Origin of the sequence: Specibacter cremeus (assembly GCF_003946885.1) — a bacterium.
GTDB classification, from domain to species: Bacteria; Actinomycetota; Actinomycetes; order Actinomycetales; family Micrococcaceae; genus Specibacter; species Specibacter cremeus.
Map to the genome: position 1 here is coordinate 20,309 of NZ_RWKQ01000050.1, position 13,838 is coordinate 34,146.

Here is a 13,838-nt window from a genome sequence, read left to right on the forward strand (position 1 = left end):
CGAGATAGGATGGCTGGCATGAGCGTACTTGCCCTGGAAATCTTCTTCATCTGCCTCCTGGTCATCGCCGGCCTGACCATGGCCTGGTTTGCCGTGCTGGTCCTGTGGCGCCTGTTCAAGGGACAGCAGTAGAGGCCATGCCCATCGAAATTCCCACCGACCTGACGCCGGAGCTCGTGCCGCTGTCCTGGCTGTTGGGAACCTGGACCGGGGGCGGGCGCCTCGGCACCGGCGAGGGGGATGACGCGTACTTCACCCAGACCGCCACGTTCAGCACCAACGGCCTGCCGTACCTGGTGTACCGGGCGGAGTCCTGGCTCACCGACGAGGCCGGCACCGTGCTGCGGCCGCTATCGGTCGAGACGGGCTTCTGGGCGCTGGACCGGAAACTGAACGACGCCGACGGCGGCCCCGGCCTGATCCCCGCCGACATCGTCCCGGCCCTGACCACCGCCGAGGACGTCGAGAAGCTGCGCAACGCCGCCGGCGGGTTCGACATCACGGCAACCATCGTGCACCCCGGCGGGATCTCGGAACTGTACTACGGGAGCATCGCCGGCCCGCAGATCCAGATGTCCACCGACGCTGTCATGCGCGCCGCCGGGTCCAAGCCGTACGTGGCCGCCACGCGCATTTTCGGCCTCGTCCAGGGGGACCTGCTGTGGCGTTGGGACGTCGCCGCCGCCGGCAAGTCCCTGGAGGCGCACGCCTCCGCCGCACTCAAGCGCGTCCCGTCCGCCTGAACCGGAGCCTGTCAAAGAGCGCCCGCCACAAGAGCGCCGGAATAGGCCGGCCCCGGAAGGACGTTGAGACGTACATGAGCTACCAGAGCCCCCTCCTAGCACGCCCCGGAGCCGTCGCCGCGACCGGCCTGGACGCCGGCGTCGCCGCACACTACGGCGACCCGCTGCGCGAACAACGCCAGCTGGCGGGCGGCCGCGGGGACGCCGCCGTCGTCGACCTGTCGCACCGTGGCGTGGTGACGGTGACCGGCCCGGACCGGCTCAGCTGGCTCAACACGCTCTCCTCCCAGCAGGTCACGGCGTTGTCGCCGCGCGTCGGCACCGAACTGCTGCTGCTCAGCCTCCAGGGGCGCATCGAATTCGACGCCCGCGTGGTCGACGACGGCGAGACCACCTGGCTCATCGTGGAACACGACGAGGCCGCCCCGCTGGCCGCCTGGCTGGCGACGATGAAGTTCATGCTGCGCGTCGAGATCGCCGACGTCTCCGCCGACTGGGCCGTGCTCGGGTCCACCCGGGCCGTGCCGGCCTGGGACGAGTTGCTCGTGTGGGTCGACCCGTGGCCGCACATCGGTGCCGGCGGCTACAGCTACGCCGCCATAGACGAGGGCGGCCACCCGGGCCTGGAGCGTCCCTGGCGCGAATACCTGGTTCCGGCCGCCGAGCTCACGCAACGAGTGGGCGAGCTGCCGCTGGCCGGCGTCTGGGCGGCCGAGGCCCTGCGCATCGCCGCGTGGCGGCCGCGCCGCGGGGCGGAGACGGACGAGAAGACCATCCCGCACGAACTGGACCTGCTGCGCACGGCCGTTCACCTGAACAAGGGGTGCTACAAAGGCCAGGAGACGGTCGCCCGCGTGCACAACCTGGGTCATCCGCCGCGCCGCCTCGTCTTCCTGCAACTGGACGGCTCGCAGCACACCGTCCCCGCCGCCGGCAGCGCCGTGCTGGCCGGGGACCGCGCGGTCGGCACCGTCACGTCCTCGGCGCAGCACTACGAGATGGGGCCCATCGCGCTGGCCGTCATCAAGCGCAGCGTCGACCCGGGGGCCGTGCTGGCCGTGGAGGACGGTGGCGAGCGGTACGCGGCCGCCCAGGAGGTCATCGTCGCCCCCGACGCCGGCCAGGTCGTCGGGCGCCGGACCGGCTTCCTGCGTACGCCCCACTGATTTCGACGTAGCTCAATCACCGACCGGCGTGGCTCTTGTGGCCGCATATTCCACGTGGAATAATTCTTGAGGGATAATGGGAGGGACGATGGCGCGGAAATCGCGACTGACGCCGCTCGGGGTGGCGGCGCTGGCGTTGTTGGCCGAACGCGCCATGCACCCCTACGAGATGTACCAGCTGCTGCTGCAGCGTTCCGAGGACAGGCTCGTGAAGGTCCGCCCCGGCACGCTGTACCACACGGTGGCGCGCCTCGAGGAGGACGGGCTGGTCGAATCCGCCGGCACCTGCCGCGACGGCAACCGGCCCGAACGCACCACCTACTCGATCCTCCCGGTGGGCCGGGACACGCTCGGCACCACGCTCCGGGACCTGCTGGCGGAACCGGCCCGGGAATATCCGTCCTTCCCGCTGGCGGTCGCCGAGGCACACAACCTGCCCGCCGCCGTCGTGCTCGGCCTGCTGGAACAGCGGCTGGCGCGGTTGCGCGAGGAGCTGGGAAAGCTCGACGACGGTGCTGCCGCGGCCACCGCGCGCGCCGTCGCCCCCCGCTACTGGATTGACGTGCGGTACCAACAGGCCATGCTGCGCGCCGAGATCGACTGGATCACCGGCCTGCGCACCGACCTGGCATCGGGGGCCCTGGACTGGGAACCCGGCAAGAAAACGACCACCTAGAACCCGAAGGAACGCTTCATGGAAACTGTCGAAAGGCCGTGGCCGGCGCTGTGGGCGCTGGTGTTGGGGTTCTTCATGATCCTGGTGGACTCGACCATCGTCTCGGTGGCGAACCCCAAGATCCTGGAAAGCCTGCACACGGACATCAACGCCGTCATCTGGGTCACCAGCGCCTACCTGCTCGCGTACGCCGTGCCGCTGTTGATCACCGGCCGGCTCGGCGACCGGTTCGGGCCGAAGAACCTGTACCTCACCGGGCTGGCCGTGTTCACGCTGGCGTCGCTGTGGTGCGGGCTGTCCGGCGACATCCACATGCTGATCGTGGCCCGCGCCGTGCAGGGGCTCGGCGCCGCCATGATGACCCCGCAGACCATGGCCGTGATCACGCGCATCTTCGCCCCCGACAAGCGCGGCCCGGCCATGGGCCTGTGGGGCGCCACCGCCGGGGTGGCCATGCTGGTCGGCCCGATCCTCGGCGGCGTGCTCGTCGACGGGCTCGGGTGGGAGTGGATCTTCTTCGTCAACGTGCCGGTGGGCGTGGTGGCCTTCGTCATGGCCGTGCGCCTGGTGCCGAAACTGCGCACGCACACGCACAAGTTCGACCTGCTCGGCGTGGCCCTGAGCGCGATCGGGATGTTCCTGCTGGTGTTCGGCATCCAGGAGGGCGGGACCTACCACTGGGGGACCATCACCGGCCCGATCACCGTGTGGGGCCTGATCATCACCGGCCTCGTGTTCCTGGCCGCGTTCGTCGTGTGGCAGGCCGTCGGCAGGGGCGAGCCGCTGCTGCCGCTGCACCTGTTCCGGGTACGCAACTTCTCGCTGGCCAACGCCGCCATCACCGTCATGGGATTCAGCGTCACGTCGATGAGCCTGCCCCTGTTCTTCTACTACCAGCTGGTCCGCGGGCTCACGCCCACCCAGTCGGCGCTCATGATGGTGCCGATGGCCGTGTTCTCCGGCGTGCTGGCACCGTTCGTGGGAAGGCTCGTGGACCTCGTCAACCCCCGGTACGTGGCGTGCACCGGGTTCGTGCTGATGACGATCTCGCTGCTGTGGACGTCCTCGCTGATGGCCCCTAACACGTCCATCTGGCTGTTCCTGCTGCCCAGCGGGCTGCTCGGCATCGCCAGCGCCGGCATCTGGGCGCCGCTGTCGACGACGGCGACGCGCAACCTGGCCCCCCGCGAGGCCGGGGCGGGTGCGGGCGTGTACAACACGACCCGGCAGGTCGGCGCGGTGCTCGGCAGCGCCGCCATTGCCGCACTGATCACGGCCAGGCTGACGGCCGAGATGCCGCACGGTGCCGGCGGCGGCAGCCTGTCCGAGGCGTCGGGGCGGCTGCCCGAGTTCCTGTGGCAGCCGTTCTCCACGGCCATGGGCCAGTCCATGGTCATGCCGGCCCTGGCGCTGCTCATCGGCGCCGTCATGGCGGCCCTCTTCGCCAAGCCCCGCTCGGTGGAGGCCATCTACGCGGACCGAACAGCCGCACCGACGTCCGCAGACCAGCCGGGCTGACTCCCGCCGCGGCGCAACCAAAGTCCACCAACCGGGGTCAGCCGAACAGGATCCTCGCCTCGTCGTAGCGGTGCTGCGGGACGGTCTTGAGGTTGCCGAGCGCGGACTCGAACGGCACATGCACGATCTCCGTGCCATTGAGCGAGACCATGGTGCCCCAGCGGGCGTCGACGACGGAATCGATGGCGGCCATGCCCAGCCGGGTGGCCAGCACACGGTCGAAGCTGGTCGGCACGCCGCCGCGCTGGATGTGGCCCAGGACGGTGGCGCGCGTCTCGATGCCCGTGCGCGCCTCCAGCGCCGGCGCCAGCTGGTCGGCGATGCCGCCGAGCCGGGGCCGGCCGAACGCGTCCAGGCCGCGCTCCGAGTGCGGGGAGTCGGCATGGTCGGGGACGAAGCCCTCGGCCACGACCACCAGCGGAGCCCGGCCGCGCTCGTGGGCCTCGAGCACCCAGGTGGCGACCTGGTCAATGCTCGTCTTCTGCTCCGGGATCAGGATGGCGTGGGCGCCCGTGGCCATGCCGGCGTGCAGGGCGATCCAGCCGACGTGCCGGCCCATGACCTCGGCGATCATGCACCGGTGATGCGATTCGCCCGTGGTCCGCAGCCGGTCGATGGCCTCGGTGGCGATCTGCACGGCCGTGTCGAAGCCGAACGTGTAGTCCGTGGCGTCCAGGTCGTTGTCGACGGTCTTCGGCACGCCCACGATCTTCAGCCCCGCATCCGTCAGCCGGCGGGCCGCGGCCAGCGTGCCCTCGCCACCGATGGCGATCAGGGCGTCGATGCCGAGGCGGCCCATGTGGGCCGTGATGACCTCGGGCCCGCCGTTGGCCTCGAACGGGTTGGTGCGGGACGTGCCGAGGATGGTGCCGCCCTGCTTGGAGATGCCGCGGACCATCTGGCGGGGCAGGTCGACGATGTCGCCCTCGACGACGCCGCGCCAGCCGTCACGGAAGCCGACGAATTCGTGGCCGTGGACCTTGATGCCCTTCAGCACCGCGCCGCGGATCACCGCGTTGAGTCCGGGGCAGTCGCCGCCGCTGGTGAGGATGCCGATCTTCATGTGGTGCGAGTCCTTCGAGTGAGTCGTTCAGGGTGGGTCTGAGCGCACCGTTGGGCTCCTCGGAGGTCAATTCTATGTCCTCGTGTGACGCACGCAACCATGGCCCGCACCGTGGACGTCCGTTTCCGGTGGTCGAGCCTGTCGAGACCCGGTGTCAGCGGCGGCGCACGATGCTGGCGACGCCGCCGGCGACGAGGGCCGCGCCGGCGCCGAACAACAGCCACATGGCCGTCTGGCCGGGGTCGAGGTTGAGGCCGGCCTGGCGGGTGACGATCATCAGCACGCACAGCACGACGACGATGCCGCCCCAGACGATGCCGCCCACGCGCGGGCCCGGCCGCTCCGGGGCCGCGACGGGTGCGGTGGGGCCGGTGGGTTCCGTCGGGCTGGAATTGATCGGGTTGGACATGGTTCCTGCTTTCTCAAGTGTTCGCGGGAGGGTGCGGGCCGGCTACGGGCCGGCCACGCGATCGATCGTGACGTGGGCGGCCGCCCCGGTGAGTTGGACGGTCAGGGTGTGGCCGGTGGCGCCCGGGTTGACCTCGAAATGGGCGCCGTTGATGGCCGCATTCACGTCTTGGCCGTCAACCGTGTACGAGGCGGCGGCCAGCCGGCTGCTGATCGTCACCGGGATGTTGTCCGGGACCTTCAGTGTCATGTCGGCCGCGACCACGTTGATGGGCACCGTGACGTCCTGGGCCAGTGGCGGCCGGTAGAACTCGGCCAGGTCGATCGTCGACTTGCCGATGGTCACGGAGAAGCCGTTCTCCGCCACGCGGGTGTCGCTCGGCTGCCAATTGGTCGATCTCATCAGCGACCACGACCCGCCGTGCGGCACGGCCGTCAATCCGGCGGCCACGATCAACGTGAGGACGGAGACCACCGTCAACCCGTCCGCGGCGCGGCCCGCCGCGGCGGCGGCGAGGATGGCCAGGCCGAGGACGACGCCGGCGACGGCCGCCGCGGTCGCCCAACCGTAGCCGCCGAGGGACAGCACGCCCTGGGCGTCCAGGAGGAGCACGAGGGCGCCGGCCAACACGGCCACGCCCAGGGCCACGGTGCTCACGCCGGCGCTGATGCGCGGGGTCGGGCGGCGGGCCGGGCGCCCGTTCGAGCCGAGCGGGCCATTGGGCCCCAGGGGTCCGCCCGGCCCCAGGGGTCCGCCCGGCCCCAGGGGCCCCTCCGGGCCGAGGGTGCGGTGCGTCCAGTCGTTGACTCCGGCCGTGATCCGCTCACCCGCGCCCGGCTGCGCGGCCGACGCGTCCTGCCGCCCGGCGCCGGGGTGACCGGCGGCACCCGGGGCGGGCGCCGCCGTCGTGCTTGCCGTGTAGGGCAGGTTTGCCGGGTACGGCGCGTAGGGCGTGCCCGGAGCGTACGGCGCCCCCTGCCGGCCGACGTGCCTCCGGTTCTTGTCCCGGTTCACCGCCCAGATGATGACGCCGACGATGGCGGCCACCCAGAACAGCGGCCACGGGAACCAGTTGCGGTCCCCGAAGAACAGGCCCGGGCCGGTGCCCAGGAAGCCGAGGAAGGTCATGATGACGGCACCGGTCATGCCGGTCGTCCAGCGGCCGTGGCCGGCCTCCTCGGCGTGGATGCGCCCGTCGGGTTCGGGCAGCAACGCCCAGGCGATGCCGTAGGCGAGGATGCCGATGCCGAAGAACAACGACAGCACGACGACCAGGCCCCGAACGATGATGGGGTCGATGTTCCAGCGGTCGGCCAGCCCGCCCGCGACGCCGCCGATCCAGCGGTCGCGGCTGCGCGTCACGCCCAGCGAGCGCAACCAGGTGAAGAACCGTGCCGACGGGGGACCGGGGGGCGGGGCGAACTGTGCGCCCGGCGGGGGCGCGGACGGGTGATCGGGGCGGGGCTGGGGGCCCGGAACGGGGTCCGGGCCGGGGCTGGTGGTGTTCATGTCTCCATCCTGTCGTCCCCTCCGGTCCTCCGGTATTGGGGGCGACCCTGACTGAACCCTGAGCGACCCCCGAGAACCGGTCCGGGAGGCGCCCGGACGTGTTTGGATGGAAGCATGGCCGCCACTATGTACAGATCGCAGGACCGCATCATCGCGGGCGTCTGCGCCGGGCTGGCCGCCCACCTGGGGCTCGGTGTGGCGGTGGTGCGCGGCCTCATGGTCGCCGCCGGCTTCCTGTTCGGCGCCGGCGTGCTGTTCTACGCGTGGCTGTGGCTGTTCGTGCCGATGGAGGGCGAGGCCGGGGCCGCGTCGTTGGCGTCCGACGGCGGTCCCCGCCTCAGGCTGTTCCGGCCCGCCCCGGTCGCGGTGCCCGGGGTCGCGGTGCCCGGATCCCGGGACGTGCCCGGGTCTCCGGCCGGCTCCGTGGTCCGGGCCCCGCGTCGCGGGGTCGGGGAGGTGCTGGTCGGCGCCGGGCTGCTGCTGGTTGCCGGGGCCATCATGAGCCAGTCGTTCGGGCTGAACCTGCCCTTCGGCACCATCGTGCCGCTGGCCGTCATCGCCGGCGGGGCGTTCCTGGCCTGGATGCAATTGGACCAGACCCGCCGCACCGGCCTGCTGAACGCGGCCAAGGCCGATACCCCGATGGCGTTGCTGCGGTTGTTCGGCGGCCTGGCCCTGGTGGTGGCGGGCGTCCTCGTCGTCGTCAACGGCACCGGTTCGTGGAACCTGTTGTGGCCCTCCGTCCTGGCGTCGCTGGCCGTGCTGGCCGGCGTGGGCCTGGTGCTGGCGCCGTGGGTGCTGAAGTTCTGGCGTGAATTCCAGGCCGAGCGGGCCGGGCGCATCCGGGAAACCGAACGGGCCGAGATTGCCGCGCACCTACACGATTCGGTGCTGCAGACGCTGGCCCTGATCCAGCGCCGGGCGGCCAACCCGCAGGATGTGACCCGGCTGGCCCGGGCCCAGGAGCGCGAGCTGCGCGAATGGATCTACCAGGATGCGGGGCGCAACGCCGGCAAGCTGGTTGCCCGCATCAAAGAGGTTTGCGCCGAGGTTGAGGACCTGTATGGGCAGGCCGTGGACGTGGTCGCCGTGGGCGACGCCGACTTGGCCGACAAGGGGCAGGCGCTGGTGCAGGCGGTGCGCGAGGCCGTGCTCAACGGTGTCCGGCACGGCGGCACGGCCGTGTCGGTGTATGTTGAGGCCGGGCCCGGGGGTGTCGACGTGTTCGTGAAGGACCGTGGCCCCGGCTTCGACGCCGCGGTCGTCCCGGCGGACCGGCTCGGCGTGCGCGAGTCGGTGATCGGGCGCATGCGCCGCTTTGGCGGCCTGGCCGAGATCATCAGCTCCCCGGACGGCACCGAGGTCCGGCTGCACCTGCCGGCCACCGACGACGACGAGTGAGGACTTGAAATGACGGACACGGCTATCCGGGTGGTGGTCGTCGACGACCACGCGATCTTCCGATCCGGGCTGAAGGCTGATCTCGACGCCGACCTGGTCGTGGTCGGCGAGGCGGCCACCGTGGAGGAGGCCATCGACGCGGTCTCCTCCACCCGGCCCGACGTCGTCCTGCTGGACGTGCACCTGCCCGGCGGGCGCGGGCACGGCGGCCGGGAGGTCATCGCCGGGTGTGCGGCGCTGTTGCCGGAGACGAAGTTCCTGGCGTTGAGCGTGTCCGACGCCGCCGAGGACGTGGTGTCCGTGATCCGGGCCGGCGCGCGCGGGTACGTGACGAAGTCCATCTCGGGGGCGGAGATCTCCGACGCCGTGCGGCGTGTGGCCGGCGGCGACGCCGTGTTCTCGCCGCGGTTGGCCGGGTTCGTGCTGGACGCGTTCGGCACCGGGGACGTGGCGGTGGAGGACGAGCTGGACAAGTTGTCCGCCCGCGAGCTGGAGGTCATGCGCCTGATCGCGCGGGGCTACTCGTACAAGGAAGTCGCCAAGACGCTGTTCATCTCGATCAAGACGGTCGAATCCCACGTCTCGGCCGTGCTGCGCAAGCTGCAGCTCTCCTCCAGGCACGAACTGACCCGGTGGGCCGCTGACCGCCGGCTGCTTTAACCAGCGAGGCGACCGGACACGGTGTTTCCGTAGGCGACGTCAGGGAGGCCGAAGGCCGCCCGCGGCCGATGGCCGGAAAGTCGCCGAGGAAATGCCGGGCCCGGTCGCGCTGTAACTACTTCGCGGTCCCCAGGAACTCCTGCAGCCGCGCCACGCCGACGGCGAGGTCGTCGTCGCCGAGCGCATACGACATGCGGATGAAACCGCTCGGGCCGAACGCCTCGCCCGGCACGACGGCGACCTCCACCTTGTCCAGGATGAGCGAGGCCAGCTCCGCGGACGTGGCCGGGCGGGTGCCGGCAAGCTCGCGGCCGAGCAGCCCGCGCACATCGGAGTATGCGTAGAACGCACCGTGCGGGGTGGGGCAGTCGACGCCGTCGATCGCGTTCAGGCCGGCGACCATGGCCTTGCGGCGGCGGTCGAAGGCGACCTTCATCTCCTCGACGGCCGTGAGGGGGCCGGACACGGCGGCCAACGCGGCCATCTGCGAGACGTTGGCCACGTTGGAGGTGGCGTGCGACTGCATGTTCGTGGCCGCCTTCGCCACGTCCACGGGCGCGATCATCCAGCCCACCCGCCACCCCGTCATGGCGTACGTCTTGGCGACCCCGTTGAGGACCACGACCTTGTCGCCGAGCTCCGGCACGGCCGTGGCGATCGACGTGAACGGCACGCCGTCGTAGGTCAGGTGCTCATAGATCTCGTCGGTGATGACCCACAGGCCCTTCGCCGCGGCCCACTGGCCGATCTCACGCACCTGCTCGGGCGAGTACACGGCACCGGTCGGGTTGGACGGGGACACGAACAGCAACACCTTCGTGCGCTCCGTCAACGCCGCCTCGAGCTGGTCGACGGTCACCAGGTAGCCCTGCTCGGGACCCGCGAAAACGTCCACCGGAACGCCGTCGGCCAGCCGGATCGCCTCCGGGTAGGTGGTCCAGTACGGGGACGGGACCAGCACCTCGTCGCCCGGGTCCAGCAGGGCGGCGAAGGATTCGAACACGGCCTGCTTGCCGCCGTTCGTCACCACGACCTGGGCGGCATCGACCTGGTAGCCGGAGTCGCGCAGTGTCTTTTCGGCGATGGCCGCACGCAGCTCGGGCAGGCCGCCGGCGGGCGAGTAGCGGTGGAAGCGCGGGTTCCGGGCGGCGACGACGGCGGCCTCGACGATGTAGTCCGGCGTCGGGAAATCGGGTTCGCCGGCGCCGAAGCCGATGACCGGCCGGCCCGCGGCCTTCAGCGCCTTGGCCTTGGCGTCCACGGCCAGCGTGGCGGATTCGGCAATGGCGGCGATACGGGCGGAGACACGGCGGTCGGGTGCGGAACGGAACGCTGGCGGCATCGTTGGCGGCATCGTTGGCAAAGAGGCAGGCATCGGCGGTCTTTCTAGGAGGAGGTTGCGGCCCAAACACATGAGGTTGACACCTCTACCATAGGCGGTGGGCGCACCCCGGTTCGACGTGGCGCCATAGTTTGCGTAGAATGATTCACCGGTGTTCAAACACCATGATGAAGCGCGCCTTGACGCCCGATTGGTACTCGGCGTCGTCGGACGGTAGATTGGTCATGGTGTTCCGGCATCGCACGGGGCGTGGATCCCCAAAGGGTAGTGGCGCAATTGGTAGCGCAGCGGTCTCCAAAACCGCAGGTTGCAGGTTCGAGTCCTGTCTGCCCTGCGCATAGGTGTCGGCCCGGTTCGCGGCAATGCGGGCCGGCGTCGGCGCCGTCGCGAATGATTCGAACGACGCGGCTCGGTTCCGGGCTGGTGTTCAACCGACCACGATGACGAGTGAGGCACTGGTGACCGAAACTGCGGCGAGCAGCTCCAAGGGCCGCCCGGCAAAGAAGTCCAAGAAGTCCGGCGGCCCCGGACTCTTCGCCCGGATCGCGCTCTTCCTCCGCCAGGTCATTGGCGAACTCAAGAAGGTTGTCACCCCGACCCGCAAGGAACTGATCAACTACACCCTGGTCGTGCTGGTGTTCGTCATCATCGTGATGGGGATCGTGACCGTCCTGGATCTGGGGTTCGGCCGGGCCGTACTGTGGATCTTCGGCGGAAGCAAGAGCCTGGAGCAGTAAAGGCTCATTCCGTGCCGGCCCGTTGAGTGATACTTCAGGGGCCGGTTTGAGCATTTTAAGTTCGTCATTAGGAAAGCAGGAGAAACGTGTCTGAGCAGGAGCCCGAGGAAACGAGCACTGAGCTGGATCAGGACACTGTGGTTGACGCCACCGGTGCCGACCTTTTCGCGCCCGAAATCGCCGCCGCGGACGCCGCCGCAGACGAGGAAACCGCTGAATCCGCGGAGCCCGCCGAGCCGGTGGAGGATCCCGCCGAGGTGGCCGCCGAGGAGTTCAAGGCCAAGCTGCGCCGCCAGGAGGGCGAGTGGTACGTCATCCACTCCTACGCCGGCTACGAGAACCGCGTGAAGGCGAACCTGGAGACCCGTGCGCAGTCGCTGAACATGGAGGACCACATCTTCGAGATTCAGGTGCCCATGGAGGAAGTGGTCGAGATCAAGAACGCCCAGCGCAAGGTCGTCAACCGCGTGCGCATCCCCGGCTACGTGCTGGTCCGCATGGACCTGACGGACGCCTCGTGGGGCGTCGTGCGGCACACGCCGGGCGTCACCGGTTTCGTCGGCAACGCCCACAACCCGGTGCCGCTGCGCCTGGACGAGGTCTTCTCCATGCTGGCCCCGGTCTTCGAGGAGCAGCGTGCCGAGGCGACCGGCGTCCCGCTGCGTCACCACCCGGCCGACGCGTTGATCGACTTCGAGGTCGGCGAATCGGTCATCGTCAAGGAGGGCCCCTTCGAGACCCTGCCGGCCACGATCTCCGAGATCAAGCCCGAGTCCCAGCAGCTGGTCGTGCTCGTCTCCATCTTCGAGCGTGAAACCCCCGTCACGCTCGCATTCAACCAGGTGACCAAGATCTAGTCCCCACTTGCCGGCCGGGAAAATCGCTGGCGCGATTTCCCGGGAACCTGGCAAGTGTGGGCCCAACCCACAATTTTCGTTGTCGTCCGGCTCGCTTGGCCGGATGCGCAGCGGCCGGCCGGACGCCATCCGGCCACCCACCTGGGGGGCGCTCCGGCTCCCCGGGAAAGTCATTGAGAGAAGGACCCTACATTGGCTCCCAAGAAGAAGGTCACCGGCCTCATCAAGCTGCAGATCCAGGCAGGCGCCGCCAACCCGGCCCCGCCCATCGGTCCCGCGCTTGGCCAGCACGGTGTCAACATCATGGAATTCTGCAAGGCGTACAACGCCGCCACGGAATCCCAGCGCGGAAACGTCATCCCGGTGGAGATCACGGTCTACGAGGACCGTTCCTTCACCTTCATCACCAAGACCCCGCCGGCCGCCGAGCTCATCAAGAAGGCTGCAGGCGTTGCCAAGGGTTCGGCCACCCCGCACACCGTCAAGGTTGCCCACCTGACCCGCGCCCAGGTCAACGAGATCGCCACCCAGAAGCTGGTCGACCTCAACGCCAACGACGTCGAGGCCGCGGCCAAGATCATCGCCGGCACCGCCCGCTCGATGGGCATCACCGTCGAAGCGTAGCGTGTAACGAACGGTGAGGCCGAGGAACGAGGCACTCACCGGAAGTGAAGCGCGACGGCTTCGACGAATGAACACCGTCGAAGCGTAGGCTTCACGCCCCGGTGGTCGAGCCTGTCGAGACCACCAGTCACCACCAAAATCATAAAGAACGACGGCGATCCCCTCACCTTGTGTGAGTGGGCGGCGTACGTAGTGGCAGGGCCCGCGCGGTCCAGATGACCACAACTGCACAAGGAGAAACCAGCAGCATGGCAAAGCGCAGCAAAGCATACAAGGCGGCCGAGGCCAAGATCGATGCGGACAAGGTTTACGCACCGTTCGAGGCCATCACGCTCGCCAAGGACACGAACCCGTCCAAGTTCGACGCCACCGTCGAGGTCGCGTTCCGCCTGGGCGTCGACCCCCGCAAGGCCGACCAGATGATCCGCGGCACCGTCAACCTGCCGCACGGCACGGGCAAGACCGCCCGCGTCCTCGTGTTCGCCACGGGTGAGCGTGCCGAGGCCGCCATCGCCGCCGGCGCCGACTTCGTGGGCACCGACGACCTGATCGAGAAGATCCAGGGCGGCTGGACCGACTTCGACGCCGCCGTCGCCACCCCGGACCTCATGGGCAAGGTCGGCCGCCTCGGCAAGATCCTCGGCCCGCGCAACCTGATGCCGAACCCGAAGACGGGCACCGTGACGAACGACGTCGCCAAGGCCGTCACCGATATCAAGGGCGGCAAGATCGACTTCCGCGTCGACAAGCACTCGAACCTGCACTTCATCATCGGCAAGGTGTCCTTTGACGCCGTCAAGCTGGCCGAGAACTACGCAGCGACGCTGGACGAGGTGCTCCGCCTGAAGCCGTCGGCCGCCAAGGGCCGTTACCTGCAGAAGGCCACGGTCTCCACCACGTTCGGTCCCGGCATCCCCGTCGACCCGGCCGTCACGAAGGTCATCATCGAGGCCTAGGGGGCGACCCGCTTGATGGGCCGGTGCAGCGTCTGCTGCACCGGCCCATCGCTTGTACGCCCAGCATGGGCATTTGCTTGGAGGTGAAGGTCCTCTCTGGAGGAGAAGGTGGTTTAACTTCTAGCCAATGGCAACTGCGTCACCGTGAGGTGGGGTGGGAAGGAAGCCGGAGGCAAA

At 69.5% G+C, this 13,838-nt stretch carries 14 protein-coding genes and 1 tRNA gene; 11 read left to right on the plus strand and 4 right to left on the minus strand.

Going from position 1 to position 13,838, the window contains the following annotated elements:
• Positions 1-137: 137 nt before the first annotated feature.
• The 4 genes from EJC77_RS16850 (at position 138) to EJC77_RS16865 (ending at position 4,103) form a co-directional block, all read left to right on the plus strand.
• Positions 138-743, plus strand: a complete 606-nt coding sequence (locus EJC77_RS16850; protein ID WP_125615324.1) for a heme-binding beta-barrel domain-containing protein — start codon at positions 138-140, stop codon at positions 741-743.
• Between the two features lie 74 nt (positions 744-817).
• Positions 818-1,909, plus strand: coding sequence for a CAF17-like 4Fe-4S cluster assembly/insertion protein YgfZ (gene ygfZ / locus EJC77_RS16855; RefSeq protein ID WP_125615327.1), 1,092 nt, complete (start codon positions 818-820; stop codon positions 1,907-1,909).
• Positions 1,910-1,997: 88 nt separating this feature from the next.
• Positions 1,998-2,585: a PadR family transcriptional regulator gene (locus tag EJC77_RS16860; protein WP_125615330.1), complete on the plus strand. Its 588-nt coding sequence runs from the start codon at positions 1,998-2,000 to the stop codon at positions 2,583-2,585.
• Positions 2,586-2,603: 18 nt separating this feature from the next.
• Entirely contained in the window at positions 2,604-4,103 is a 1,500-nt protein-coding gene (locus EJC77_RS16865) for a DHA2 family efflux MFS transporter permease subunit (RefSeq protein WP_125615333.1), read from the plus strand.
• A gap of 37 nt (positions 4,104-4,140) precedes the next feature.
• On the opposite strand, the gene EJC77_RS16870 is transcribed toward EJC77_RS16865, so the two are convergent.
• The 3 genes from EJC77_RS16870 to EJC77_RS16880 form a co-directional block, all read right to left on the minus strand.
• Positions 4,141-5,166, minus strand: a complete 1,026-nt coding sequence (locus EJC77_RS16870) for a 6-phosphofructokinase (RefSeq protein ID WP_125615336.1) — start codon at positions 5,164-5,166, stop codon at positions 4,141-4,143.
• A gap of 154 nt (positions 5,167-5,320) precedes the next feature.
• Positions 5,321-5,575 carry a hypothetical protein gene (locus tag EJC77_RS16875; RefSeq protein ID WP_125615339.1) on the minus strand — a complete coding sequence of 85 codons (255 nt, stop codon included), beginning with the start codon at positions 5,573-5,575 and terminating at the stop codon, positions 5,321-5,323.
• A 42-nt stretch (positions 5,576-5,617) separates the two neighbouring features.
• Positions 5,618-7,084, minus strand: a complete 1,467-nt coding sequence (locus EJC77_RS16880; RefSeq protein WP_125615342.1) for a PspC domain-containing protein — start codon at positions 7,082-7,084, stop codon at positions 5,618-5,620.
• A gap of 114 nt (positions 7,085-7,198) precedes the next feature.
• Between EJC77_RS16880 and EJC77_RS16885 the strand changes: the two genes are divergently transcribed.
• On the plus strand, positions 7,199-8,485 hold the full coding sequence (locus EJC77_RS16885; protein ID WP_125615345.1) for an ATP-binding protein: 1,287 nt from the start codon (positions 7,199-7,201) through the stop codon (positions 8,483-8,485).
• A 9-nt stretch (positions 8,486-8,494) separates the two neighbouring features.
• A complete protein-coding gene (locus EJC77_RS16890; RefSeq protein ID WP_125615348.1) occupies positions 8,495-9,145 on the plus strand; it encodes a LuxR C-terminal-related transcriptional regulator in 651 nt (216 codons plus the stop codon).
• A 115-nt stretch (positions 9,146-9,260) separates the two neighbouring features.
• Here EJC77_RS16890 and EJC77_RS16895 read toward each other — a convergent pair whose 3' ends face one another.
• Complete coding sequence (locus EJC77_RS16895; protein WP_205787438.1) at positions 9,261-10,487, minus strand: pyridoxal phosphate-dependent aminotransferase; 1,227 nt, start codon at positions 10,485-10,487, stop codon at positions 9,261-9,263.
• A gap of 261 nt (positions 10,488-10,748) precedes the next feature.
• On the opposite strand from EJC77_RS16895, the gene EJC77_RS16900 reads away from it, so the two are divergent.
• The 5 genes from EJC77_RS16900 to rplA all read left to right on the plus strand — a co-directional run bounded on the left by EJC77_RS16900 (position 10,749) and on the right by rplA (position 13,661).
• Positions 10,749-10,821: transfer RNA gene (locus tag EJC77_RS16900), tRNA-Trp, on the plus strand.
• 106 nt (positions 10,822-10,927) lie between these two features.
• Complete coding sequence (gene secE, locus EJC77_RS16905; RefSeq protein WP_125615354.1) at positions 10,928-11,224, plus strand: preprotein translocase subunit SecE; 297 nt, start codon at positions 10,928-10,930, stop codon at positions 11,222-11,224.
• Between the two features lie 86 nt (positions 11,225-11,310).
• A complete protein-coding gene (nusG, locus tag EJC77_RS16910) occupies positions 11,311-12,081 on the plus strand; it encodes a transcription termination/antitermination protein NusG (protein ID WP_125615357.1) in 771 nt (256 codons plus the stop codon).
• A 192-nt stretch (positions 12,082-12,273) separates the two neighbouring features.
• Complete coding sequence (rplK, locus tag EJC77_RS16915; protein WP_125615360.1) at positions 12,274-12,705, plus strand: 50S ribosomal protein L11; 432 nt, start codon at positions 12,274-12,276, stop codon at positions 12,703-12,705.
• A 248-nt stretch (positions 12,706-12,953) separates the two neighbouring features.
• Complete coding sequence (gene rplA, locus EJC77_RS16920) at positions 12,954-13,661, plus strand: 50S ribosomal protein L1 (RefSeq protein WP_125615362.1); 708 nt, start codon at positions 12,954-12,956, stop codon at positions 13,659-13,661.
• Positions 13,662-13,838: the final 177 nt, after the last annotated feature.

Coding starts and splice junctions, on each gene's coding strand:
- EJC77_RS16870 (WP_125615336.1), bottom strand. CDS start 5,166: ATGAAGATCGGCATCCTCACCAGCGGCGGCGACTGCCCCGGACTCAAC.
- EJC77_RS16895 (WP_205787438.1), bottom strand. CDS start 10,487: ATGCCGCCAGCGTTCCGTTCCGCACCCGACCGCCGTGTCTCCGCCCGT.
- EJC77_RS16850 (WP_125615324.1), top strand. CDS start 138: ATGCCCATCGAAATTCCCACCGACCTGACGCCGGAGCTCGTGCCGCTG.
- EJC77_RS16890 (WP_125615348.1), top strand. CDS start 8,495: ATGACGGACACGGCTATCCGGGTGGTGGTCGTCGACGACCACGCGATC.
- EJC77_RS16880 (WP_125615342.1), bottom strand. CDS start 7,084: ATGAACACCACCAGCCCCGGCCCGGACCCCGTTCCGGGCCCCCAGCCC.
- ygfZ (WP_125615327.1), top strand. CDS start 818: ATGAGCTACCAGAGCCCCCTCCTAGCACGCCCCGGAGCCGTCGCCGCG.
- rplA (WP_125615362.1), top strand. CDS start 12,954: ATGGCAAAGCGCAGCAAAGCATACAAGGCGGCCGAGGCCAAGATCGAT.
- secE (WP_125615354.1), top strand. CDS start 10,928: ATGACGAGTGAGGCACTGGTGACCGAAACTGCGGCGAGCAGCTCCAAG.
- EJC77_RS16860 (WP_125615330.1), top strand. CDS start 1,998: ATGGCGCGGAAATCGCGACTGACGCCGCTCGGGGTGGCGGCGCTGGCG.
- EJC77_RS16865 (WP_125615333.1), top strand. CDS start 2,604: ATGGAAACTGTCGAAAGGCCGTGGCCGGCGCTGTGGGCGCTGGTGTTG.
- EJC77_RS16875 (WP_125615339.1), bottom strand. CDS start 5,575: ATGTCCAACCCGATCAATTCCAGCCCGACGGAACCCACCGGCCCCACC.
- EJC77_RS16885 (WP_125615345.1), top strand. CDS start 7,199: ATGGCCGCCACTATGTACAGATCGCAGGACCGCATCATCGCGGGCGTC.